Source organism: Mycobacterium sp. EPa45 (genome assembly GCF_001021385.1).
In the GTDB taxonomy this organism is placed as follows: Bacteria; Actinomycetota; Actinomycetes; order Mycobacteriales; family Mycobacteriaceae; genus Mycobacterium.
Map to the genome: position 1 here is coordinate 5,010,058 of NZ_CP011773.1, position 21,218 is coordinate 5,031,275.

The 21,218-nt window shown below is 67.4% G+C and carries 18 protein-coding genes; 10 read left to right on the forward strand and 8 right to left on the reverse strand.

The window, feature by feature from the left end:
- Window positions 1–6: 6 nt before the first annotated feature.
- On the reverse strand, window positions 7–1,026 hold the full coding sequence (locus AB431_RS23615; RefSeq protein WP_047331982.1) for an epoxyqueuosine reductase: 1,020 nt from the start codon (window positions 1,024–1,026) through the stop codon (window positions 7–9).
- A 176-nt stretch (window positions 1,027–1,202) separates the two neighbouring features.
- Here AB431_RS23615 and AB431_RS23620 point away from each other — a divergent pair, with 176 nt between their 5' ends.
- Entirely contained in the window at window positions 1,203–3,218 is a 2,016-nt protein-coding gene (locus tag AB431_RS23620; RefSeq protein WP_047331983.1) for a universal stress protein, read from the forward strand.
- 41 nt (window positions 3,219–3,259) lie between these two features.
- Entirely contained in the window at window positions 3,260–3,865 is a 606-nt protein-coding gene (locus AB431_RS23625; protein WP_047333740.1) for an O-methyltransferase, read from the forward strand.
- Window positions 3,866–3,874: 9 nt separating this feature from the next.
- Here AB431_RS23625 and AB431_RS23630 read toward each other — a convergent pair whose 3' ends face one another.
- Both AB431_RS23630 and AB431_RS23635 read right to left on the reverse strand, forming a co-directional pair.
- On the reverse strand, window positions 3,875–5,509 hold the full coding sequence (locus AB431_RS23630) for a fatty acyl-AMP ligase (RefSeq protein ID WP_047333741.1): 1,635 nt from the start codon (window positions 5,507–5,509) through the stop codon (window positions 3,875–3,877).
- 326 nt (window positions 5,510–5,835) lie between these two features.
- Window positions 5,836–6,789 carry a 4-(cytidine 5'-diphospho)-2-C-methyl-D-erythritol kinase gene (locus AB431_RS23635; protein ID WP_047331984.1) on the reverse strand — a complete coding sequence of 318 codons (954 nt, stop codon included), beginning with the start codon at window positions 6,787–6,789 and terminating at the stop codon, window positions 5,836–5,838.
- Window positions 6,790–6,856: 67 nt separating this feature from the next.
- On the opposite strand from AB431_RS23635, the gene AB431_RS23640 reads away from it, so the two are divergent.
- Complete coding sequence (locus AB431_RS23640; RefSeq protein ID WP_047331985.1) at window positions 6,857–7,672, forward strand: serine/threonine-protein kinase; 816 nt, start codon at window positions 6,857–6,859, stop codon at window positions 7,670–7,672.
- On the opposite strand, the gene rsmA is transcribed toward AB431_RS23640, so the two are convergent.
- The 3 genes from rsmA to AB431_RS23655 form a co-directional block, all read right to left on the reverse strand.
- Window positions 7,660–8,574, reverse strand: a complete 915-nt coding sequence (gene rsmA, locus AB431_RS23645) for a 16S rRNA (adenine(1518)-N(6)/adenine(1519)-N(6))-dimethyltransferase RsmA (RefSeq protein ID WP_047331986.1) — start codon at window positions 8,572–8,574, stop codon at window positions 7,660–7,662. The two genes, AB431_RS23640 and rsmA, sit on opposite strands and share 13 nt — an antisense overlap.
- A complete protein-coding gene (locus tag AB431_RS23650; protein ID WP_082135787.1) occupies window positions 8,571–9,692 on the reverse strand; it encodes a resuscitation-promoting factor in 1,122 nt (373 codons plus the stop codon). The genes rsmA and AB431_RS23650 overlap by 4 nt, the downstream gene beginning before the upstream one ends.
- A gap of 126 nt (window positions 9,693–9,818) precedes the next feature.
- Window positions 9,819–10,655, reverse strand: coding sequence for a TatD family hydrolase (locus tag AB431_RS23655; protein WP_369802944.1), 837 nt, complete (start codon window positions 10,653–10,655; stop codon window positions 9,819–9,821).
- An 18-nt stretch (window positions 10,656–10,673) separates the two neighbouring features.
- Between AB431_RS23655 and metG the strand changes: the two genes are divergently transcribed.
- The 4 genes from metG to AB431_RS23675 all read left to right on the forward strand — a co-directional run bounded on the left by metG (window position 10,674) and on the right by AB431_RS23675 (window position 15,645).
- Window positions 10,674–12,224 (forward strand): methionine--tRNA ligase, encoded by a 1,551-nt coding sequence (gene metG / locus AB431_RS23660; protein ID WP_047331988.1) that lies wholly within the window; start codon window positions 10,674–10,676, stop codon window positions 12,222–12,224.
- An 86-nt stretch (window positions 12,225–12,310) separates the two neighbouring features.
- Complete coding sequence (locus AB431_RS23665; RefSeq protein ID WP_047331989.1) at window positions 12,311–13,483, forward strand: NAD(P)/FAD-dependent oxidoreductase; 1,173 nt, start codon at window positions 12,311–12,313, stop codon at window positions 13,481–13,483.
- A complete protein-coding gene (locus tag AB431_RS23670) occupies window positions 13,480–14,373 on the forward strand; it encodes an RNA polymerase sigma-70 factor (RefSeq protein WP_047331990.1) in 894 nt (297 codons plus the stop codon). The genes AB431_RS23665 and AB431_RS23670 overlap by 4 nt, the downstream gene beginning before the upstream one ends.
- Window positions 14,374–14,412: 39 nt before the next feature.
- Entirely contained in the window at window positions 14,413–15,645 is a 1,233-nt protein-coding gene (locus AB431_RS23675) for an aminodeoxychorismate synthase component I (RefSeq protein WP_047333743.1), read from the forward strand.
- On the opposite strand, the gene rsmI is transcribed toward AB431_RS23675, so the two are convergent.
- Window positions 15,615–16,451, reverse strand: a complete 837-nt coding sequence (rsmI, locus tag AB431_RS23680) for a 16S rRNA (cytidine(1402)-2'-O)-methyltransferase (protein WP_047331991.1) — start codon at window positions 16,449–16,451, stop codon at window positions 15,615–15,617. The two genes, AB431_RS23675 and rsmI, sit on opposite strands and share 31 nt — an antisense overlap.
- Before the next feature lie 25 nt (window positions 16,452–16,476).
- Between rsmI and AB431_RS23685 the strand changes: the two genes are divergently transcribed.
- Entirely contained in the window at window positions 16,477–18,027 is a 1,551-nt protein-coding gene (locus AB431_RS23685) for a dolichyl-phosphate-mannose--protein mannosyltransferase (protein ID WP_047333744.1), read from the forward strand.
- 113 nt (window positions 18,028–18,140) lie between these two features.
- Window positions 18,141–18,992, forward strand: a complete 852-nt coding sequence (locus AB431_RS23690) for a type IV toxin-antitoxin system AbiEi family antitoxin (protein WP_047331992.1) — start codon at window positions 18,141–18,143, stop codon at window positions 18,990–18,992.
- A gap of 51 nt (window positions 18,993–19,043) precedes the next feature.
- On the opposite strand, the gene AB431_RS23695 is transcribed toward AB431_RS23690, so the two are convergent.
- The gene (locus AB431_RS23695) at window positions 19,044–19,970 is read right to left on the reverse strand and encodes an LLM class F420-dependent oxidoreductase (RefSeq protein ID WP_047331993.1); all 927 of its coding nucleotides are present in this window, start codon (window positions 19,968–19,970) and stop codon (window positions 19,044–19,046) included.
- Window positions 19,971–20,061: 91 nt separating this feature from the next.
- On the opposite strand from AB431_RS23695, the gene AB431_RS23700 reads away from it, so the two are divergent.
- Window positions 20,062–21,213 (forward strand): NDMA-dependent alcohol dehydrogenase, encoded by a 1,152-nt coding sequence (locus AB431_RS23700; RefSeq protein ID WP_047331994.1) that lies wholly within the window; start codon window positions 20,062–20,064, stop codon window positions 21,211–21,213.
- Window positions 21,214–21,218 lie beyond the last annotated feature (5 nt).

The window sequence follows — 21,218 nt, forward strand, 5'->3', positions numbered from 1 at the left end:
CCCAGCCTACGCGCGGCCCCGCACTCCGGAGTCGATCACCTTGACCGGCTTGTGCGGGTAGCGCCGCTCGGCGTGCGCCTTCGCCGCTGAATTCGGCAGCACATAAAGGGTTTCGACCTTCTCCTGTAGCGGTCGCAACACAAGGTCCATGAACCCCTTGCGGTCGTCGAGGTAGGGCTCGATAACGTCCTCGCCGGCCGGGCAGACCGCCAGGCAGTAGGCGGCCTTGTAGTTCGCCTTGAACGACAGGCTCTGCCACATCGACGCGTTCTCCGAATCGGTGACACGCGAACGAAAGTCGGCAGCGTCTTCGCTGTCGGCGATCGTCTGCACCCAGTCGGTGAACCCGCCCATGAACTCCCGGTAGTTGTGCACCGAGCACGCCACGAAGTCGAACTCGCCGTCCTTCTTGATGGCCCCGACCGGGCACGCTGCGACACAGAGTTTGCATTCCAGGCAGGGCGAATAGTCCAGCGGTGCACCGTAACTGCTGACCGGAGCGTCGATGAGGATGGTCGCCAGCAGGATGAAGTTTCCGAATTTCGGGTGGATGACGTTGCGGTGAATGCCCATCACTCCCAGGCCGGCGGCCACCGCGACGGGCTTGTGGGCGACCACCCAGATCCGGCCGGGATAGCGGTCCATCTCCATGGGAAACGTGGCCGAAGGATTGAGCGCACGATAGCCGGCGTCCTGCAGCTCGCGGGTGATCCGGTGCGCGGCCTCGTTGATGACTTCCCCGCTGCGGTGGAACTCCTGGTTGGCCACGCTGCGCGCAACCGACCGCACGTTGTCGCGGTTCATCCGGACCACCAGCGAGATGTAGGTCTTGGTGGCGGGCAGCGCAGCCTCGACATGCTCGCGTTCACTGGCCAGGTCTGGATTGTCGACGCTGGCGAAGGCGACGTCGTCGGCCCCGGCGGCCAGACAGAGCTCGCGCAGCCACGCGGCGTCGATCACTGCCGGCGGCGCTTGGCGTTGCCGGGCTCGCACGGCCCGCACGGTCGGATGGTCAGCCAGACTCATAGCTGAGTACGGTACACCATACTCAGCTATGGACGCACGGGTGATCCCCAACACGCCGAGCGCGGAATATTCATTACCTATGTAAAGTTGTTCTACGCCATGCCCTGTCTTCCCGCGCCCCAGCACCTGTCGGCCGTGCATCCCGCTCCCGCAGCGGGGATGGGAGAAGGGAGCTGATGCGCCAGGGACCGCTGGCAGGCCGCTATCCGGCAGTGGCCGCGATGGTCACCCTCGCCCTGATTCCCTACTTGGCGCTGTCCGCCGCTCTCGATCCGCTCGTCCCGATCATCTCCGGGCAATTGCACATGACGACCCAGTCGTTGGCGCTCAGCTCGGGCCTGGGCAACGCGGCCTACGCCGTGGGCACGGTGCTCGCCGTGCAATTCGCCCAACACCTTCCGCAGCGACGGATGCTGCTCGTGTACGCCGTTGTGCTGGTGGTCGGCTCGGTCATCGCCGCCGCCGCACCGAATGCGACGGCGTTCATCGTCGGCCACGTCCTGCAGGGCCTGGCGACCAGCATGCTGTTGATCGCCGCAGCCCCGCCACTGACGATCGGGTTTCCGCGCGAGAAGCTTCGCAACACCGCGGTGATCATGAACATGTGCGTGTTCGGCGCCGTCGCACTCGGGCCGTTCATCGGCGGCGTGCAGGCCGAAGCGCACGCCTGGCGGCCACTGTTCTGGATCGTCGCGGGCGTTGCACTCTCGGCGCTCGTGTTGGCGGTGCTGACCTTCGACGATGCGCCGCCCGCCGATCCCGAGGCGCCACGTGACCTCAAGGCGATCGCGCTGGCTACCGTCGGATGCACGGCCGCCTTCGTGGGCGCAGCGCAGCTGACCACCCACGAGATCTCCGACCTCGCCGTCACCGCACCGATGTTCGGCGGCCTCGCTCTGATTCTGGCGCTGATCGTTTACCAGTTCCGCGCGCAGCGGCCGCTGTTGACCATCCGGACGATGCTGACGAGCGCGATCCCGGTGGCGGGTGTGGGTGTCGCCCTGTTCGCCGCGGCGGCTTCGATCGCGGCGACCGCGCTGACCGCGTCGGTGTTCATGCAGCACTTCAGCCCGGTCCAAGTCGGCCTCATCTATCTGCCGGAACTCGGCGGCGCCGTGGTCATGGCCGTGGTGTTCGGCGCCGTCATCACCAGGCGCGGCATGCATTACCTACCTCTCGTCGGCATGGCCCTGCTGGCCGCCGGCATCGCGGTGTTCATGGCGTCGCTGCCCGCCAATGTTCCACTGGCGCTTGTCGGTTCGGCGCTGACGGGACTGGCCTTGGGCGCCACGGTCGCGCCGGCATTGTTCGTCGCCGGTTTCTCCCTGCAGTCCGACAGTCTGCAGCGGGTGTTCGCGATCATCGAATTGCTCCGCGCCGTCGCGGCATTCATGGTGGCCCCGATCTTCGCGCACCTGGCGACGCGATACTCCGGCGACCTCGTGGAAGGCACCGGCGTCGCGCTGTGGGTGGGATTCGCGCTCGCGATCGGCGGTGCGGTGTTCGGTATCGCGGTCTATGCACTCAGCGGTGCGCGACCCCAGACACCGGATCTCGACGAGTTCCTCGACGGCGACTCCCCCGCGTGGTACTCACCCCCACTGCTGGCACGTCTGCGCGGCCTGCCCACCGCATCCCCGACTCCGGCGCAGCGCCCCGCACCGGCCACCGCACACCGGCACCCATCGCAGGCAGGTGGCCCGGTGCTGTTCGCCTACGACGGGTCGGACTTGGCCAGGCATGCGATTGCTGAAGCGGCCGAACAACTCTCGCCATACCGGCACGCCGTCGTCGTCTGCGTGTGGCAACCCGTCGACGTGGGCTTCACACCAGCCGACAGCCGGCCGTTCGACGTCGACCGGGCCAGCCAGGTGCGCCAGGCCGCCGAGCGAACCGCCGAGCACGGCGCCGCACTGGCCCGTGCGGCCGGATTCGACTCGTGCAGTCTGGCGATCGAGGCGGCGCCGACCTGGAAGGGCATCGTCGAAGCAGCCGACGAGCACCGGGCGAGCATGATCGTGCTCGGTCCACACCGGCGCAATGGTCTGCTCGGCCACCTACGCGGCAGCGTCGCCGCGGCAGTCGTGTCCCACACCGACATCCCGGTGCTGCTCGTCCCCCAGCCGCTGGATGACTGGGCACGCGAGAGTCAGCCGGTCCATCGGGAAGCCGGAGTAGTCTCGGCGCGGTGAACACCCTCCGCGAGCCCAAGGTGGCATCGGCAATCGAACGGATGTACGCCGAAGCCGGCCGGCAGATGGCGCAGCTCCACGAGCGCGGTGCCCAGTTGCGGGCGGCGAAGACCGCGCAGGAACGCGCCGATGCGTTCAGCGACTTCTACCTGCCGGTGACGCCGGAGTCGGGACAGCTGCTCTACACCCTGGTGCGCGCGACGCGGCCTGCACTGGTGGTCGAATTCGGAACATCGTTGGGGCTCTCCACAATTCATTTGGGCAGCGGTGTGCGCGACAACGGCACCGGTCGAGTGGTCACCACCGAGCTCAGCGCCGCGAAGGTCGCCGCCGCCAGGTCTACCTTCGCCGAGGTCGGCCTCGACGACGTGATCACCGTGCTGGAGGGCGATGCGACGCAGACGCTGGCCGGCATCTCCGAGCCGGTGGGCTTCGTGCTGCTCGACGGCTGGAAGGACCTGTACGTCCCGGTCGTTCAGGTGCTCGAGCCCCGCCTGAGTGACGGGGCGCTCGTCGTCGCCGACAACACCGGCCTGGCCGATGCGCAGCCCTATGTGGAGTACATCCGCGATCCCGCGAATGGCTATGTGGGCGTGAGCTTCCCGGTGCGGGACTCCGACGCCATGGAGATCAGCTGCCGGGCCTGAGCCCGTCGGCTAGGTGACGAGCGCGACGGAGTTCGCGCGACGCAGCTTGCCCGACGGCGTCTTCGGGATGGTGCCCGGCCCGAGGACCACGACATTGCGCGGCCGCACGTCGACCTCGGCAACCACCTCGTGTGCCACCTCGTGTTCGATGCGCCGCACTGCGACGGGGTCCTGCCAGGCGTTGGATTCGACGGCGACCGCGAAGGTCTCGCGAGAGTGGCCGGCGTCGAGGCGCACGGCGACCGCGCAGCCGGGGCGCACCCCTTCGACACGGCCTGCGGCGCGCTCGATGTCGGTCGGGTAGATGTTGCGGCCGGCCATGATGATGACGTCCTTGACCCGACCGCACACCACGACGTGACCGTTCTCCAGCAGGTAGCCGAGGTCACCGGTGTCGTACCAGCCGCACTCATCCTGAGCGGGCACGAAACCGCCCATCGTGATGTAGCCCGGGGTCAGTGACTCACCGCGCAGCTCGATGATGCCCACCCCGCGGGCCGGCAACACGTTGCCGTCCTCGTCGACGATGCGCGCCTCCAGATCCTTGAGCAGCGGACCGAGCGTGGCCAGCCGTCGGGTGTTGCCCTTGGCTGCGGGAACGGCCCGGCGCAGTGCGGCCAGCAGATCGGCGTCGACCTCGTCGACCACCAGCCCCGCGCCGCATTCGGAGAACGAGACCGCCAGCGTGGTCTCGGCCATGCCGTAGGCCGGCAGGATGGCCTCGGGCTGGAGACCGAAGGGCTTACCCGCGTCCAGCAGGTCCTCGACGTCGGCGGGGTCGACGGGCTCGGCACCCGACAGGGCGAAGCGCAGCGTGGACAGGTCGAACTCACCGGGCTTGGCTTGGCGCCGCAGCCGCTTGGCGAACAACGCGTAGGCGAAGTTGGGCGCCGCGGTCATCGTGCCCTTGTACTTGTCGATGAGCTTGGCCCACAGCAGGGTGTCGCGCAGGAAGTCCATCGGCGTGACCTTGACCAGCTCGGCACCGAAGTACATCGGGATGGTGAGGAAGCCGACCATGCCCATGTCGTGGAAGCAGGGCAGCCAGCTGACCATGACATCGTTGTCGATGTCGTACTTGGCGCCGATGAACATGGCCTCGGCGTTGGAGTGGATGTTGCGGTGAGTGATGACGACGGCCTTCGGTGACCCGGTCGATCCGCTCGTCAGCTGCATCAGCGCGACGTCGTCTTCGGAGGTCTCCACCGGGTCGACGGGCTCGGCGGCCAGCAGCGACTCGACGGTGAACACCTTGACGCCGCGCTCCTCGAGCACCGGCACCGCGATGAGGAACGGCTCGGAGACTATGACTGCCCTGGCCTCGATCATGTCGATGACGGTCGCGGTGTCCTTGGCCCACTGCTCCAAGTCGGTGCGCGGGGTGGGCTGGTGCAGCATCGTCAGGCTGGCACCACGCATCCAGAGCGCCTGTGCCGTCGGTGCGATCTCGACCGGAGCCCCGGCCAGCACGCCCACCGCGTCGCCGAGACCGATTCCAGCCGAGGCCAGCCCACCGGCGATGCGACGAGCGCGTTCGTGCACCTCACGCCACGTGTGCCGGACCGGCTCATGCGGCTCACCGGTGACCATGCCCTTGCTGCTGGTCATGGCACTGTGGAACATCTTGTCGGTGAAACGGCTCACGACGACCTCCTCGGCATCCGGAGCTGGCTGAACAGCGGCGTTGACGGCGACCCGAAAGCCCTGTAATTCATGCTCCACCTGCCACAACGTGCTGCATAGGAGGCACGCCAGTACGACTGGGGAGCGGTTCGGTCTCGAAATGGTGATGATGCGACGGAAGACGGGGTACTGCCGGGCCACCGCCCGCCCCGGACCGGGGTGGGCGATTCATATTGATGCAGTGCCAGGCCGCTAGTCATCACCGTCGATCATCTTAAACTCCCCTTAAGTTACCGCCAAGTTTTAGACGGTAATGAGAAGCGCGTCACAGTGCCGAGGTGCAAAAATCAGCTCACCTGGCCCGGCACAATGCGGGCGCCGTGGACCGGGCCGCTGGCCACCCGGACCGTGCGGCATACGTCGACACCGGCCAGCTCGGTTCCGACATCCACCGCCGCGGACGCCGACTCGCACAGGAACGCACATGTCGGCCCTGAGCCGGAGACGATGCCGGCCAGTGCACCCGCTTCAGCGCCCGCCCGCAAGGTTCGGCGTAGCGCGGGGTTCAAGCTCAGCGCGGCGGCCTGCAGGTCGTTGCCGAGTACAGCGGCCAGCTCGCGGGGGTTGCCGCCGGCCAGGGCTCCGAGCAGCGGCTCGGGATCGGTCAGCCGCGGCGGATCGCCCGCCTCCCGCAGCCGGTCGATCTCGCGGTATACCTCGGCCGTGGACAGTCCGCCCTGACCGAAGGCCAACACCCAGTGAAAGGTGGTGCGGGCCAACACCGTCGCCAACTCTTCGCCCCGTCCGGTGCCCAGCGCCGTGCCGCCGTGCAGAGCGAAGGGCACGTCGCTGCCCAACTGCGCGGCCAGCGCGTGCAGGTCACGACGGGCCAGGCCCAGCTCCCACAGATTGTTCATCGCGACCAACACCGCGGCGGCGTCGGCGCTGCCACCGGCCATCCCACCGGCGACCGGGATCGACTTCTCGATCAAGATCTCGACATCGGGTGCCCGCCCGACATGTTCGGCCATCAGCTCGGCGGCCTGCCAGGCGATGTTGCGCTCGTCGGCGGGCAGCTGCTCGGCACCCTCCCCCACCGTCTGCAGAGACAGCACGTCGGCGTTGCGCACTGTCACCTCGTCGAGCAGGGACACGGCATGGAAGACCGTGGTGAGCTCGTGATAGCCGTCCGCGCGCCGGTCACCGACCTCGAGGTACAGATTGACCTTGCCCGGTACGCGCACGGTCACCGATCCGGTCGGCACCCATTCGGTGGCGATGGAGCCGTTGGACGAGGACACCGGACGAGACTATCGCGCCGTGCGCAATTACCCCGGTCGTCGTCCACCTGCGATCTAGGGTCGAAGCGTGGCTCATCCGGGGCAGTCGTTCGCGGGCTACGTCGTCGGAGACGAATTGGGCCGCGGCGGCGAGGCGACGGTCTATCTCGCCCGCGACCCCGGCCGGACACCGGACCTCGTCGCGCTGAAGGTGCTCGACGTCGAACACCGGAACCCGAGCAGCGTGTCCCGGCTGGCCCGCGAGTACCGAATCGCCGCCCGGCTGCGACACCGTCACATCGTGACGGTGTACGACCACGGCCCGCACTGGATGACGATGCAGTACGTCGACGGCGGGAAAGCGACCGGGCTGACGTCACTCGACACCCGGCTCGAAGCGCTGCGCCAGATCGCAGCTGCACTCGACCACGCCCACCGGGACGGTGTTGTGCACAGTGATGTCAAGCCCGCGAATATTCTTGTGCACCAAGACTTTCGGAAAGATGGCGCGGTCCTGATCGACTTCGGCGTCGCGCATATCCTCGCCGAGGACGTCTGGCACCGGCCCGTCCAGGTGGTGACTTCGCTGCCCTACGCAGCACCTGAGCTGCTGCAGGGTCGCCTGCCGCAGGCGGCGACCGACGAATACGCACTGGCGTGCACAGCTTTGGAATTACTCACCGGCACAACACCGTTCGATTGCGACAACCCGCTGGCGCTGGTGGACGCGCACATGCATCTGCCGCCACCCGAGGTCTCGAAGACGACGCCCTGGCTGTCCAGGTCGTTCGACATGGTTCTGGCCCGAGCCATCGCCAAGGATCCGGACCGGCGGTACCCGTCATGCACCGAGTTGGTGCATCACCTCGCCGAGACGGTGCGCGGAAGCGCTCAGAACACCTGAGCCGGCCGCGATGGGCCTTCCGAAGAGTCCGTCGATGTCGTGAAGTCACCGGAGCGCTGCAACAGCCGGACGAAATCGGCGACCGTCAACGTCTCACCACGGCGGGCGGGATCGATACTGGCGGCCAGCAGTCGTTCGGCGGACTCGTTGCCCGTACCCGCCCACTCCAGGAACGCGTTGCGGGCCGTCTTGCGCCGCTGGGCGAAGGCGATGTCGATCAGGTCGAACACCTTCTGACGGAAGTCGTCATCGGTCGGCCACGGCGAGACTTCATGACGGTCGATGCGCACCAGACCGGAGTACACCCGAGGAATCGGCCAGAACACCGTCGGCGACACCATGCCGTAGCGGCGGACCTTGCCGAAGAACCGCACCTTGACGCTGGGCACTCCGTAGTCCTTGCCGCCGGGCTCAGCCGCCAGCCGCTCGGCCACCTCGGCCTGGACCATCACCATCACGGTCCGGATCGACGGGAACTCGGCCAGCAGGTGCAGCAGGGCCGGGACGGCGATGTTGTACGGCAGGTTGGCCACCACGGCGGTGGGCGGCTCGACCAGGTCGGAGCGCTCGATACCGAGGATGTCGCGGTTCAGCACGGTCAGCCGGTGGATCTCGCTGTGCGAGTGCTCAGCAACTGTCTTCGGCAGGCGCTGGGCCAGCACGGGGTCGATCTCGATCGCACTCACCGTCGCGCCACGGTCCAGCAACGCCAGCGTGAGGGAACCCAGGCCGGGACCGACTTCCAGGACATGGTCGTGCTTATTGATCCCTGAAGCGGAAACAATACGGCGCACGGTATTTGCGTCGTGTACGAAATTCTGGCCCAGAGATTTACGCGGCTTGAAGTCGAGTTCTTTGGCTAGATTTCTGATCTCGGTCCGCCCGAGCAGACGAATTGTCACGATGCACCCCTACCACACACGGGCCACGCTCCCCAGCCTTGTCGCGATCGTGTTACTTCAGCAATCGCAATTTGTTCTTCCCTGGTCGCCAGATCGGCACGCCCAGCATAGCGCAGTCCGCCGTTTCTTTCCCAGGTGTTTTGATCAAATTGCACACCGCCGTAGTAACCGTTCCCGGTATTGATAGCCCAGTTTCCGCCCGCTTCACACCTGGAAATGGCATCCCAGATGGGCCCGTTCTCCACCGGAGGCACCTCGGTTCCGGGCTTGGCGCCGACCCGCAGAACGGAATCGCGCGCCGGGACAACGACAATGTTGGCAACGGGCAGCCGGCCCGTTTCCACCCCGTTGACCTTGGCGACAGCAAAAGTCACGTCCTGCACGCCGGGCGTTCCGGGATCCTCCACGACCTGGCGGCTCATGTTCAGCGTCGGGTCCTCGATGCGCTGAGCCGCCGGCGCCAGGGGCATCTGCTGGGTGACCTTTTCGACCCGGATGCGGGTCACCTGGATCTGCATTCCGGCGATCACCGGCGAGGACGGCGCGGGGACCACCGAGTCGGCTTGTTGCAGCGGGACGCCCGCGGCGGCCAGCAGGCCTTCCACATTCGGCGCGGCCAGGTGCACGGTATTCACCACGCCGCCGTCGTTGATCTGGACCGTCTTGGCGCTGACCACGGGAAGGGCCATGCCTTCCAGCGGCAGGCGGCTGCCGCGCGAGGCGGCGGCCGGGGCGGTGTCGGTCATCCTCAGCTCGGCCAGCGCCTCGTCCACGGTCGACGCGGTGGTCCACACCTGCTTGGCGTCCTGGCCGTCCAGCGAGATCTGCAGCGGACGACTGCGGCGCAGCACGATCGTCTCGGCTTCTGCGACGGTCTGATTGGCGCCGGGGAAGAGGTCGTCGCGGTCGCCGACGGAGTAGCCATTCTCTTCGACGACATCGATGACCCGCGACTTCATCGTGCTGACTTTCATCTGGGCGCCGTCGATGTTCAAAGTCACGGTCTTGTGGGAACTGACCGCGAATGCCCCGGCACCTGCCAGCGTGAGCAGCACTGCGGCGACAACAAGTCGAAGGATCGGTGATGGTGACTGGTGCAGCTTGGTCAACGCATTCAAGAGTTTCGGTCCTGCCTAGGTGCTAACAAACAAACAGGGGCGCCAATGCGGCTCCCCTTTGATCACAAGACGGTAACGAACCATCCCGGTCCGGAGCAACCCGGGCTCGGCGCTCTCAACAGACCCTTAGACACCGTAGACCCGCTGTGCGGTGGCCGACGACTGCTCGGCCAGCAACTGTGCCGGACGGTCGACGACATCGGCCAGCGCACGCACCGTGTAGGGCAGGCAATAGGGCTCGTTGGGCGCTCCGCGGTAGGGATGCGGGGTCAGAAACGGCGCGTCGGTTTCGACAAGCAGCTGGCCCGGCGGGATCACTCTGGCCGCCTCCCGCAGGTCACGAGCGTTCTTGAAGCTCACCGTCCCGGACAAGCTGAGCACCCAGCCGGCATCGACGCAGGTGCGGGCCATCTCGGGGCCGGAGGAGAAGCAGTGGAAGATGACCGTCTCCGGCGGTCCTTCGGCGCGCAGCACGTCGAGCACCTCGGCGTCGGCGTCGCGGTTGTGGATCATCAGTGGTTTACCGGTGCGTTTAGCGAGGTCGATGTGCCAGGCAAAAGACTCCCGCTGAGCGGCAGGCTCGGCACAGCCGTCGAGCTTGCCCGGCCAGTAGAGGTCCATGCCGGTCTCCCCGATCGCCACCACCCGCTCGTAGGTGGCCAGCTGCTCGAGCTCGGCGCGGGCGTCGTCGGTGAGGGCATCAGCGCGCGTCGGGTGCAGCGCGACCGCGGCATAGACCCGCGGATCCCAGCCGGCCGCCTCGGCAGCCCAGCGGGCGGCATCGAGGTCGTCGGCGATCGTCACCGCCGCCACCACTCCGGCGGCCTCGGCGCGGTCGAGGATCGCGTGCACGTCGCCTGCGGTGCGGGCACCGCACGCGTCCAGGTGGGTGTGCGCATCGATCAACGGCGTCAACGGCTCTGGGAGCGGCGGTGGCTCGCGTCTGGCACTCACGCCCCACACCTTAGGGTTAACCCTGACATGACCAAGCCGCCGTACTACCTGACCACCGCAATCGCGTACCCCAACGGTGCGCCGCACATCGGGCACGCCTACGAGTACATCGCGACCGACGCGATCGCCCGGTTCAAGCGCCTCGACGGCTTCGACGTGCACTACCTGACCGGGACCGACGAGCACGGTCTGAAGATGGCGCAGACTGCCGCCGCGGAGGGCATTCCGACCGCTGAGCTGGCGCGGCGCAACTCCGATGCGTTCCAGGCCATGCAGGAAAAGCTCGGCGCCTCGTTCGACCGCTTCATCCGCACCACCGACGCCGACCACATCGACGCCTCGATCGAGATCTGGAAGCGGATGGACGCCGCCGGCGACATCTACCTCGACTCGTACTCGGGCTGGTATTCGGTGCGCGACGAACGCTTCTATACCGAAGATGAACTCGAGACGCGGGCCGACGGCAACAAGTACTCCGTCGAGACCGGCACCCCCGTGACGTGGACCGAGGAGCAGACCTACTTCTTCCGGCTGTCGGCGTACGCCGAGCGGCTGCTCGCCCATTACGAGGCGCACCCGGAATTCATCGGTCCCGAGGTCCGCCGCAACGAGGTCGTGAGCTTCGTTTCGGGCGGGCTGCGCGATCTGTCGATCTCGCGGACGACCTTCGACTGGGGTGTGCCCGTCCCGGATCACCCGGACCACGTCATGTACGTGTGGGTCGACGCACTGACCAACTATCTCACCGGCGCGGGCTTCCCGGACACCGATTCCGAGTCGTTCCGCAAGTACTGGCCCGCCGACCTGCACATGATCGGCAAGGACATCATCCGGTTCCACACCGTGTACTGGCCCGCGTTCCTCATGTCAGCCGGAATCGAGCTGCCCCGAAGGGTTTTCGTGCACGGGTTCCTGCTCAACAGCGGCGAGAAGATGAGCAAGTCGGTGGGTAACGTAGTGGATCCGTTCGCACTCGTCGACGCATTCGGCCTCGATCAGGTGCGCTACTTCCTGCTGCGCGAGGTGCCGTTCGGGCAGGACGGCAGCTACAGCGAGGACGCGATAATCGGCCGCATCAACGCCGACCTGGCCAACGAGTTCGGGAATCTGGCGCAGCGCTCACTGTCGATGGTGAACAAGAACCTCGACGCCCAGGTGCCCGAACCCGGTGAGTTCACCGACGCCGACCGCGAGATGCTGGCGCTCGCCGACGAGCTGTTGCCGCGGGTGCGCGCGCACTTCGACGTTCCCGCCATGCACCTTGCGCTGGAGGCGATCTGGGCGATGCTCGGCGCCGCCAACCGCTATTTCTCGGCTCAGGAGCCGTGGGTGCTGCGCAAGTCGGAGGCAGCGGGCGACCAGGAGCGGTTCCGCACAGTGCTCTACGTGACGCTGGAAGTCGTGCGAATCGCGGCGCTGCTCGTGCAGCCCGTCATGCCGACATCGGCCGCCACCCTGCTCGACCTGCTCGGCCAGAGTGAAACGGCGCGTGACTTCGGTGCGGTCGCGGTCCGCATCGCGCCGGGCACCGACCTGCCGGCTCCGAGCGGGGTGTTCCCGCGGTACCAGCCTGCTTAAGTGAGCTGCGTCACGTAGCGTCACATTCACCGGCCCCCTGGTGTCTCGAGGTCAGCACGCTCAAGCGACCTCAAAGGAGAGATGTGATGACCGAGCAACGAGTGAGAGTTGTGGTGATCGGCGGCGGTTACGCCGGCGTGATCGCGGCGAATCACCTGCGGCTGCGCGCGGGAGTGGAGATCACCCTGGTGAACCCACGTCCCGACTTCGTCGAGCGGATCCGGCTGCACCAGCTGATCACCGGTTCCGACGACGCCACGCATGCCTACGCCGACATCCTCGGCGCGGGCATCGAGTTGGTGGTCGACGCGGCCACCCGCATCGACACCGAGACGCGTCAGGTGGAACTGTTCAGCGGGCCGCCGCTGCCGTACGACTACCTCATCTACGCGGTGGGCAGCGGCTCCGCCGAGCCGGCAGTTCCCGGTGCCGACGAATTCGCTTATCCGATAGCAGATCTCGAGGAAGCACAGCGACTGACCGCCGCGTTGAACGACCTGCACTACGGGGCGCCGGTGTGCGTGGTGGGCGCCGGCCCGACCGGTATCGAGACTGCGGCCGAACTGGCCGAGCAGGGCCGCAACGTCACGCTGGTGTGCGGCCCGGTCCTGGGGCCCTACCTCAGCACGCCCGGGCGCCGGTCGGTGGCCAAGCGGCTGCGCAAGCTCGGCGTCGAGATCGTCGACGGACCGCAGGCCATGGTGACCGCGGTCGCCGCTGATGCGGTGACACTGGGCGACGGGCGCCGGCCGGCGAGCAACGTGACGATCTGGACCGCCGGGTTCGGGGTGCCCGATCTTGCGGTGCGCTCCGGGCTGCGCACCGACGCGATGGGCCGGCTGCTCACCGACGAGACGCTGACCAGCGTTGACAGCGACCGCATCGTGGCCGCCGGCGACGCCGCCGCCCCGTCCGGGCAGCCGCTACGGATGAGCTGCCAGGCCGCGATTCCGCTGGGCGCCCAGGCCGCGAACACCGTGCTGGCCCGGCTCGCCGGCGCGCAGCCCGCGGTGATCAGCCAGGCATTCACCGGGCAGTGCATCAGCCTCGGGCGGACCGGCGCCACCATCCAGATCGCCCGCACCAATGACATCCCGCTGCCGCTGTACATCGGTGGGCGCACCGCGGCGGCAATCAAGGAGGCGGTCTGCAAAGGCACCATCAGCTTCCTGCGCCGCGAGGCCCGAAAGCCTGGCTCCTACTTCTGGATCAAGGGCGGCGGTAAGCGCCCGGCTGCCGACGCAGTGGTGACCCGGTGACCGCCGCCGACGAGCACGCCGAGCGGTTCACCCTGCTGCGACCGCTGCTGTTCACGATCGCCTACGAGATCACCGGCTCGGCCACCGAAGCCGACGACGTGCTGCAGGACAGCTATTTGCGTTGGGCGACAGTGGATCTCGATCAGGTTCGGGATACCAAGGCCTACCTGGCCCAACTGGTCACCCGGCAGGCGCTGAACACGCTGCGCTCGCAGGCCCGCCGCCGGGAGGACTACGTCGGCCCATGGCTCCCCGAACCACTGCTGCTCGACGAACGCGACGGCGCCGCCGACGTGGTGCTCGCCGAGTCGGTGTCGATGGCGATGCTCGTGGTGCTCGAGACGCTGACTCCCGACGAGCGCGCAGTGTTCGTGCTGCGCGAGGTGTTCGGCTTCAGCCACGACGAAATCGCCGACGCGATAGGCAAATCCACGGCGGCGGTGCGCCAGATGGCGCATCGCGCCCGCGAGCACGTGCACTCGCGGCGGCGCCGCTTCGAGCCGCTGGACCCGCAGCAGTCCGAGCAGCTCACCACGCAGTTCCTGACGGCGGCCGCGACCGGCGACCTGGAGGGACTGATGAGCCTGCTTGCACCCGACGTGGTGTTCACCTCCGACAGTGACGGCAAGGCCAGTGCCGCCCGTCGTCCCATCCTGGGGGCGGACAAGGTCGCCCGGTTCATCCTCGGATTGTTCCGCCAGGCCACGCCCGAATACCGGGTGGAGGTCGCGAGCTACAACAGTGCCCCCGCGGTGGTGATCTATCACAACGAGCAGCCCGAAGGGGTTTTCACGATCGAGTTCAGCGGCGGCCTGGTCACCAACTTCTACGCGATGCGCAACCCCGACAAGCTGGCCGCGGTGACCGTGCGCCGGGAGATCAGCCGCTGAGTCTTTGCGTCTGCCGGCCGCAGGCGTCAGGCTATGGCGATGCGCACCGACCGGCTCGGCGATCTCGGCACCGCCGCGGAGGTGCTGCGCGCGGTGGCCGATGGCGCTGTCCGACGCGGGTTGGCGCCGCCGGCCGCGCTGGTCGGCGAGTGGTTCGGTTCCGCGGCGGTGATTGCGCCTACCGTGTCGGTACGGCCGGTCGAGCCCGAGCAGGTGTTCGCCGTACCGCCGGGACGCAGCGGTGACGCGGTCGGTGGCGGATGGATCGGCTATCTGTCGTATCCCGACGCCGCGGCAGACGGCCGGCCACCACGAATTCCCGAGGCGGCCGGTGGCTGGACCGACAGCGTGCTGCGACTGGATCTCGACGGCTGCTGGTGGTACGAAAGCCTTTCTGCCGCACCGATAGCCGGATGGGTGGCCGAGGCGGTATCGTCGCCGACCACTTCGGGGATGTACGAAATCGATTGGCAAGAGCCGGATTTTGGTCGACATCAGGACGGCGTACTGGCCTGCCTGGACGCCATCGGCGCCGGTGAGGTGTATCAGGCCTGTGTGTGCACCCAATTCACCGGCACGCTGCGCGGCTCGTCGTTGGAGTTCTTCGCCGACGCGGTGACCCGAACGACGCCGGCGCGGGCGGCCTACCTGGCCGGCGGCTGGGGCGCGGTGGCCTCGCTGTCACCGGAACTGTTCCTGCGCAGGACCGGTGACGACGTGACCTCCAGTCCGATCAAGGGAACGTTGCCGCTGCACCTGCCGCCCGACGAGCTGCTGGCGTCGGTCAAGGACGTGGCCGAGAACATCATGATCGTCGACCTCGTGCGCAACGACCTCGGCCGGGTCGCCAACACCGGAACAGTCACCGTCGCAGAGCTTCTCACGGTTCGGGCCGCGCCGGGCGTGTGGCATCTGGTGTCGACGGTGGCGGCGAAGGTGCCCCCCGAGCTGCCCAACTCCACGCTGCTGGCCGCGACCTTCCCGCCCGCATCCGTCACCGGAACACCGAAAGATCGTGCTCGTCAACTTCTTTCGCAGTGGGAGCTACGGCGTCGCGGCGTGTACTGCGGGACCGTCGGCATGGCGTCCCCGATCGCGGGCACCGAGCTGAATGTGGCGATCCGCACCGTGGAGTTCGACGCCAAGGGCGCGGCCGTGTTGGGTGTCGGCGGCGGCATCACCGCCGACTCGGACGCGAAAGCGGAGTGGCAGGAATGCCTGCACAAGGCCGCGCCGGTGCTCTATGCCCGGGAACGCAGCACCGCGTCGTAGAGCTCGCGCTTGGACGGTGCGCCCGGATGCGCCTCCACCACTTGAGCGCAAGCGTCCTTGACCCGCATTCCGTCGGCCACCAGGGCATCGACCTCGGCGACCAGGGTTCGCAGATCAGTCGTCGGGACCGCGCCGGCGAGCACCACGGTGATCTCGCCGAGCACCTTCTCGTCGGCCCACTTCGCGAGGTCGGCCAGCGAGCCGCGCAGGATCTCCTCGTGCACCTTGGTCAACTCCCGGCACACCACGACGCGGCGATCGCCGCCGAGCTCGTCGACCGCGTCGCGCAGGCAGTCAGCCAACCTTCGCGGCGATTCGAAGAACACGCAGGTGCGCTGCTCGGTCGCCAGGCCCGCGAGCCAGCCCCGCCGCGCGGACTGCTTGCGCGGCGCGAAGCCCTCGAAGCAGAACCGATCCGACGGCAGGCCGGAGACCGCCAGCGCCGTGGTGACCGCCGACGGGCCGGGTAGGCAGGAGACCGGCACAGCTGCCTCGATGCAGGCCGTCACCATCCGATAGCCGGGGTCGTTTATCAGCGGCATCCCGGCGTCACTCACCACCAGCACCGTCGCGCCGGCTTTGATGTCGTCGACGAGGGCGGGCACCCGGGCCGCCTCGTTCTGGTCGAACAGGCTGACCACCCGCCCGGTGATCTGCACGCCAAGCGACTGGGCCAGGGAGCGGACCCGCCGGGTGTCCTCAGCGGCCACCACATCGACCGTCGCCAACGCGTCGACCAGTCGCTTCGACGCGTCGCCCGGCTGCCCGAGCGGCGTGGCGCCCAGGAGCAGTCGACCTTCACCCATGCCGGACAGCCTACGATCGCAGACGATGACCACGACCGCCGATGACCTCGCCGCGCACCAGCGCGCCGTTCCTGTCATCAGCCCCGGACCGTTGGTGCCGGTTGCCGACTTCGGCCCGGTCGACCGCATCGAGGGCTGGGTTGCCACCGCGATCGTCGCCGCGCTGGCCGCGCTGACCCGGTTGATGAACCTCGGTTCGCCCACCGATGCGGGCACCCCGATCTTCGACGAGAAGCATTACGCGCCGCAGGCCTGGCAGATGCTGTTCAACTACGGCGTCGAGGACAACCCCGGCTTCGGGCTTGTCGTGCACCCGCCGGTGGGCAAACAGATGATCGCGCTCGGCGAGGCGATCTTCGGCTACAACGGTGTGGGCTGGCGGTTCACCACCGCCGTGCTGGGCGTGGTGATGATCGCGCTCGTCGTGCGGATCGTGCGGCGGATCAGCCGCTCGACGCTGGTCGGTGCGATCGCCGGGCTGCTGCTGATCGCCGACGGGGTGAGCTTCGTCGCGGCGCGCACCGCTCTGCTCGACGGCATCCAGACGTTCTTCGTGGTTGCGGCATTCGGGGCGCTGATCGTCGATCGCGACCAGGTCCGCGAGCGAATGCACAACGCGCTGCTGGAAGGCCGCATCGCCGAGACGCCGTGGGGTCCGCGTCTCGGGGTGCGCTGGTGGCGTTTCGGCGCGGGCGTGCTGCTGGGCTTGGCGTTCGCGACGAAGTGGTCGGGGCTGTACTACATCGTGTTCTTCGGCGTGATGTCGCTGGCGTTCGACATCGCCGCGCGGCGGGCGTACCGGGTGCCCCGACCGTGGTTCGGCACGATCCGCCGCGACGTCGGGCCGAGCGCGTATGTATTCCTGCTGATTCCGTTCGCGGTGTACCTGGCGTCGTACGCGCCGTGGTTCTCCTCGGAGACGGCCGTCAACCGCTACGAGGTCGGGCAGTCGATCGGCGAACGGCAATGGTTCCAGCCGCCGGACGCGATCCGGTCGCTGTGGCACTACACGTACAAGGCGTATCACTTCCATTCGACGCTGACGAACTCGGCGGGCAACCACCACCCGTGGGAGTCCAAACCCTGGACGTGGCCGATGTCGTTGCGGCCGGTTCTGTACGCGATCGACAACCAGAACGTCCCGGGATGCGGGTCCGCCTCGTGCGTCAAAGCCGTGATGCTGGTCGGCACCCCGGCGATGTGGTGGCTGGCGGTGCCCGTCCTGATATATGCGTTGTGGCGCACATTCGTTCGCCGCGACTGGCGCTACGCGGTCGTGCTCACCGGCTACGGCGCCGGCTTCCTGCCCTGGTTCGCCGACATCGACCGGCAGATGTACTTCTTCTATGCGGTGCCGATGGCGCCGTTCCTGGTGATGGCGATCGCGCTGATCCTCGGCGACATCCTGCACGCCCGCAACCAGAATGCCGAACGACGGACGCTCGGGCTGATCGTGGTGAGCTGCTATGTCGCGCTGGTGATCACGAACTTCGCCTGGCTGTACCCGGTGCTCACCGGCGTCCCGATCTCACAGGCCACTTGGAACATGGAGATCTGGCTGCCCAGCTGGCGTTGATTTTTTGGCGCGAGATCGACACCAGGGTCGTGATTTTTAGAATCCCACAGCCTTGAAGGCGTTTTCGCTGTGTTCATCGCGATTGTGTCAGACCCGCGCAGCACCATGCGGGCATGTCGTCGCCGTTCATCGGAAGCACAGCAGTCGCCGGCGGCCTGCTCACGCGGGGTCAGCTGCGCTGGAACTACACCGCTGTACACCCTGACGTCTGCATCCCCACGGGGTCCGCACGAACTCTCGACGTACGCACCCGAGCAGCGGCACTGTGGGTACCCGGCGGCACCGTCGCCGGCCGGGCGGCAGCGGCACTGCATGGGGCATCGTGGGTCGGAGCGGAAACTCCGATCGAGCTCATCGGGCGTGCCCGCCGACGCCAGCCCGGCGTCATCGTGCGCGAGGAACGCATCGGCTCAGGGGAATTCATGCCGCTGGCAGAATTGGTCGTCACCACACCCGAACGCACCGCGCTCGACCTTGCCCGTCACCTGCCGAGGGGCCAGGCGGTCGCCCACCTCGACGCCCTCGCGGCGGCTACGGGAGTCGAACCCGCCGCCGTGTTTGCGCTGGCTGATCGCTACCCGGGCGCACGAGGAATTCAACGAGCACGAGCCGCGCTGCCGCTGATGGATGCCGGTGCCCAGTCGCCACGGGAATCCTGGCTGCGACTGCTGATGATTGACGCGGGGTTTCCCCGCCCCGTCACTCAGATTCCCGTCTCCGATGGCTATACGACGGCGTTCGTCGACCTCGGATGGGACGACCCGAAGATCGGCCTGGAGTACGAGGGTGCGCATCACCAGTCGGATCGAACTCAACACGTCCGAGACATCGGCCGCTACGACATGCTCGAAGAGTTGGGCTGGTTGATCATCCGCGTCGTGAAGGAACACAGCCGCGCGTACATCCTTCACCGAGTGGATGACGCCTTCAATCGCCGCCGATTCTCACTGGCGAGATCTGCATGACGGTCGTGAATCCGGCCGATTCACAGCCCTGGTGTCGATCTCGGCGAGAGGTCAGAGTCCCAACACCGGCTTGAGTGACTCGGCGACCGCGGTGACGCCACCGGGCTTGTACCCGTTGATCGTCGCGGCGGACAGGATCACGCCGTCGACGCCGGCGTCGAGGACCTTGGTCTTGATCTGCTCGGCGATCTGTTCCGGGCTGCCGAAGACGGCTTGCTGCTTGAAGTCGTCCGGGATCATGTCGGCGGTGACGTTCTCGTCGATCAGCGCGATCGCGAGCACGCTGGTCTCCAACGTGGCGGGATCGCGGCCGATCTTCTCGCACTGATCGTTGACGACCTGGACCTTGCGGGGCAACTCGTCGAAGCCGGCGATGATGTTCAGGTGGTCGAAGTGCTTGGCGGCCAACGGAATCGTCTTCTTCTCGCCGCTGCCGCCGATCATCAGCGGGATGTGGTCGCGGAAGCGCGGGTTGGCGAACGCCTCGTTGGTGCGGTAGTACTTGCCGTCCACGGTCACCCGCTCGCCCTTGAGCATCGGCAGGATGATGTCGAGCGCCTCGTGGAGCTTGTTGAACCGGTCGGTGAAGGTGCCGAACTCATAGCCCAGCGAGTCGTGCTCGAGCTCGAACCAGCCGGTGCCGACGCCGAGGATCGCCCGACCCTGGCTGATCACGTCCAAAGTGGTGATCGCCTTGGCCAGCAGCGTCGGGTTGCGATAGGTGTTGCCGGTGACCAATGTGCCCAACTGCACCCGCTGCGTCGCATTCGCCAGCGCACCCAGAGCGGTGTAGGCCTCCAGCATCGGCTCCTCGGGCGCACCGAGCCCGGGCAGCTGATAGAAGTGATCCATCACGAACACCGAGTCGAACCCGGCCGCCTCGGCCTCCTGGGCCTGCGCGATCACGGTGGGAAAGAGCTCGGCAACGCCGGTGCCGTAGGAGAAGTTGGGGATCTGAAGTCCGAGTTTGATTGCCACGTGAGTGAACGTAACCCCGATTAAGCGGAGCGCGCGCCCCGTTTCACTCTCCGCGAACCCGGGAATAGGCGACACCATTAAGGTCAGGGCCATGAAAAGCCGCGCCGCGATCGTCCGCGAGCTCGGCGGCGCCTGGTCGGTCGAAGATTTCGAACTCGACCCCCCGCGCTCCGGCGAGGTGCTGGTGCAGCTGGCCGCCGCGGGGCTGTGCCATTCCGACGACCACATCCGCAACGGCTTCATGTCACCGCCCTCCGGACCAAGGGATGCCCCGACGACCCGTCCGCCGACCATCGGCGGCCACGAGGGATCCGGCGTGGTCGTCGACGTCGGCCCGGGCGTCACCGGGCTCGCTCCCGGCGACCACGTCGTGACGTCCTTCGTCGCGGTGTGCGGCTACTGCCGATGGTGCGCCTCGGGCATGGAGTACCTGTGCGACAAGGGCGCAGGCGTGCTGACGCCCGGCATGCCGACCGACGGGACGTTCCGTCACCACACCCTCGACGGCCAGGACGTGGGGCACACCTCGAAGATCGGCGCCTTCGCCGAACACACTGTCGTCGCGGCGGATTCGCTGGTGAAGATCGACCCCGACATCCCGTTGGTGCCGGCGGCTCTGCTGGCGTGCGCGATCCCGACCGGTTACGGATCAGCGGCGCATCGCGGAAATATCCGCGGCGGTGACACCGTCGTGGTGGTCGGCGCGGGCGGCATCGGCACCGCCGCTATCCAGGGTGCGCGGATCAACGGCGCGACGACGATCGTCGCAGTGGATCCCCTTGGCGCAAAACGGAAGTCGGCCCTCGACTTCGGCGCGACCCACACGGCGGCCTGGGCTGCTGATGCGAAAGAACTGGTCCGGGACCTGACGCGCGGGGTGATGGCGGACTGTGTGGTCGTCGCCCCCTCGGACATCACCGGTGACGATGTGCGCGACGCACTGGCGCTGACGCGCAAGGGCGGCACCTGTGTGCTGACCGGGATGGCCCCGTCCGGTCCGCTGCCGGTGCACCTGGACATCCAAGATCTGGTTCTGATGAACAAGACCCTGTGCGGAACGGTGTTCGGGTCGTGCAATCCGCGCTCTGAAATCCCCACGCTGGCAGCCATGTACACCGCCGGGCAACTGCGTCTCGACGAGATGATCACCAAACGCTATCCCCTCGATGACATCAACACCGCGTTCGACGACCTGCTGCAGGGCCGGTTGGTCCGCGGCGTCATCGACTTCGGAATCGCCTGAGCCAC

Excerpts from the sequence above, each read along its gene's own strand:
- AB431_RS23675 (WP_047333743.1), top strand. The coding sequence starts at position 14,413 with ATGCGCACCGACCGGCTCGGCGATCTCGGCACCGCCGCGGAGGTGCTG.
- rsmI (WP_047331991.1), bottom strand. The coding sequence starts at position 16,451 with ATGGGTGAAGGTCGACTGCTCCTGGGCGCCACGCCGCTCGGGCAGCCG.
- AB431_RS23690 (WP_047331992.1), top strand. The coding sequence starts at position 18,141 with ATGTCGTCGCCGTTCATCGGAAGCACAGCAGTCGCCGGCGGCCTGCTC.
- metG (WP_047331988.1), top strand. The coding sequence starts at position 10,674 with ATGACCAAGCCGCCGTACTACCTGACCACCGCAATCGCGTACCCCAAC.
- AB431_RS23615 (WP_047331982.1), bottom strand. The coding sequence starts at position 1,026 with ATGAGTCTGGCTGACCATCCGACCGTGCGGGCCGTGCGAGCCCGGCAA.
- AB431_RS23625 (WP_047333740.1), top strand. The coding sequence starts at position 3,260 with ATGTACGCCGAAGCCGGCCGGCAGATGGCGCAGCTCCACGAGCGCGGT.
- AB431_RS23665 (WP_047331989.1), top strand. The coding sequence starts at position 12,311 with ATGACCGAGCAACGAGTGAGAGTTGTGGTGATCGGCGGCGGTTACGCC.
- AB431_RS23685 (WP_047333744.1), top strand. The coding sequence starts at position 16,477 with ATGACCACGACCGCCGATGACCTCGCCGCGCACCAGCGCGCCGTTCCT.
- AB431_RS23700 (WP_047331994.1), top strand. The coding sequence starts at position 20,062 with ATGAAAAGCCGCGCCGCGATCGTCCGCGAGCTCGGCGGCGCCTGGTCG.
- AB431_RS23620 (WP_047331983.1), top strand. The coding sequence starts at position 1,203 with ATGCGCCAGGGACCGCTGGCAGGCCGCTATCCGGCAGTGGCCGCGATG.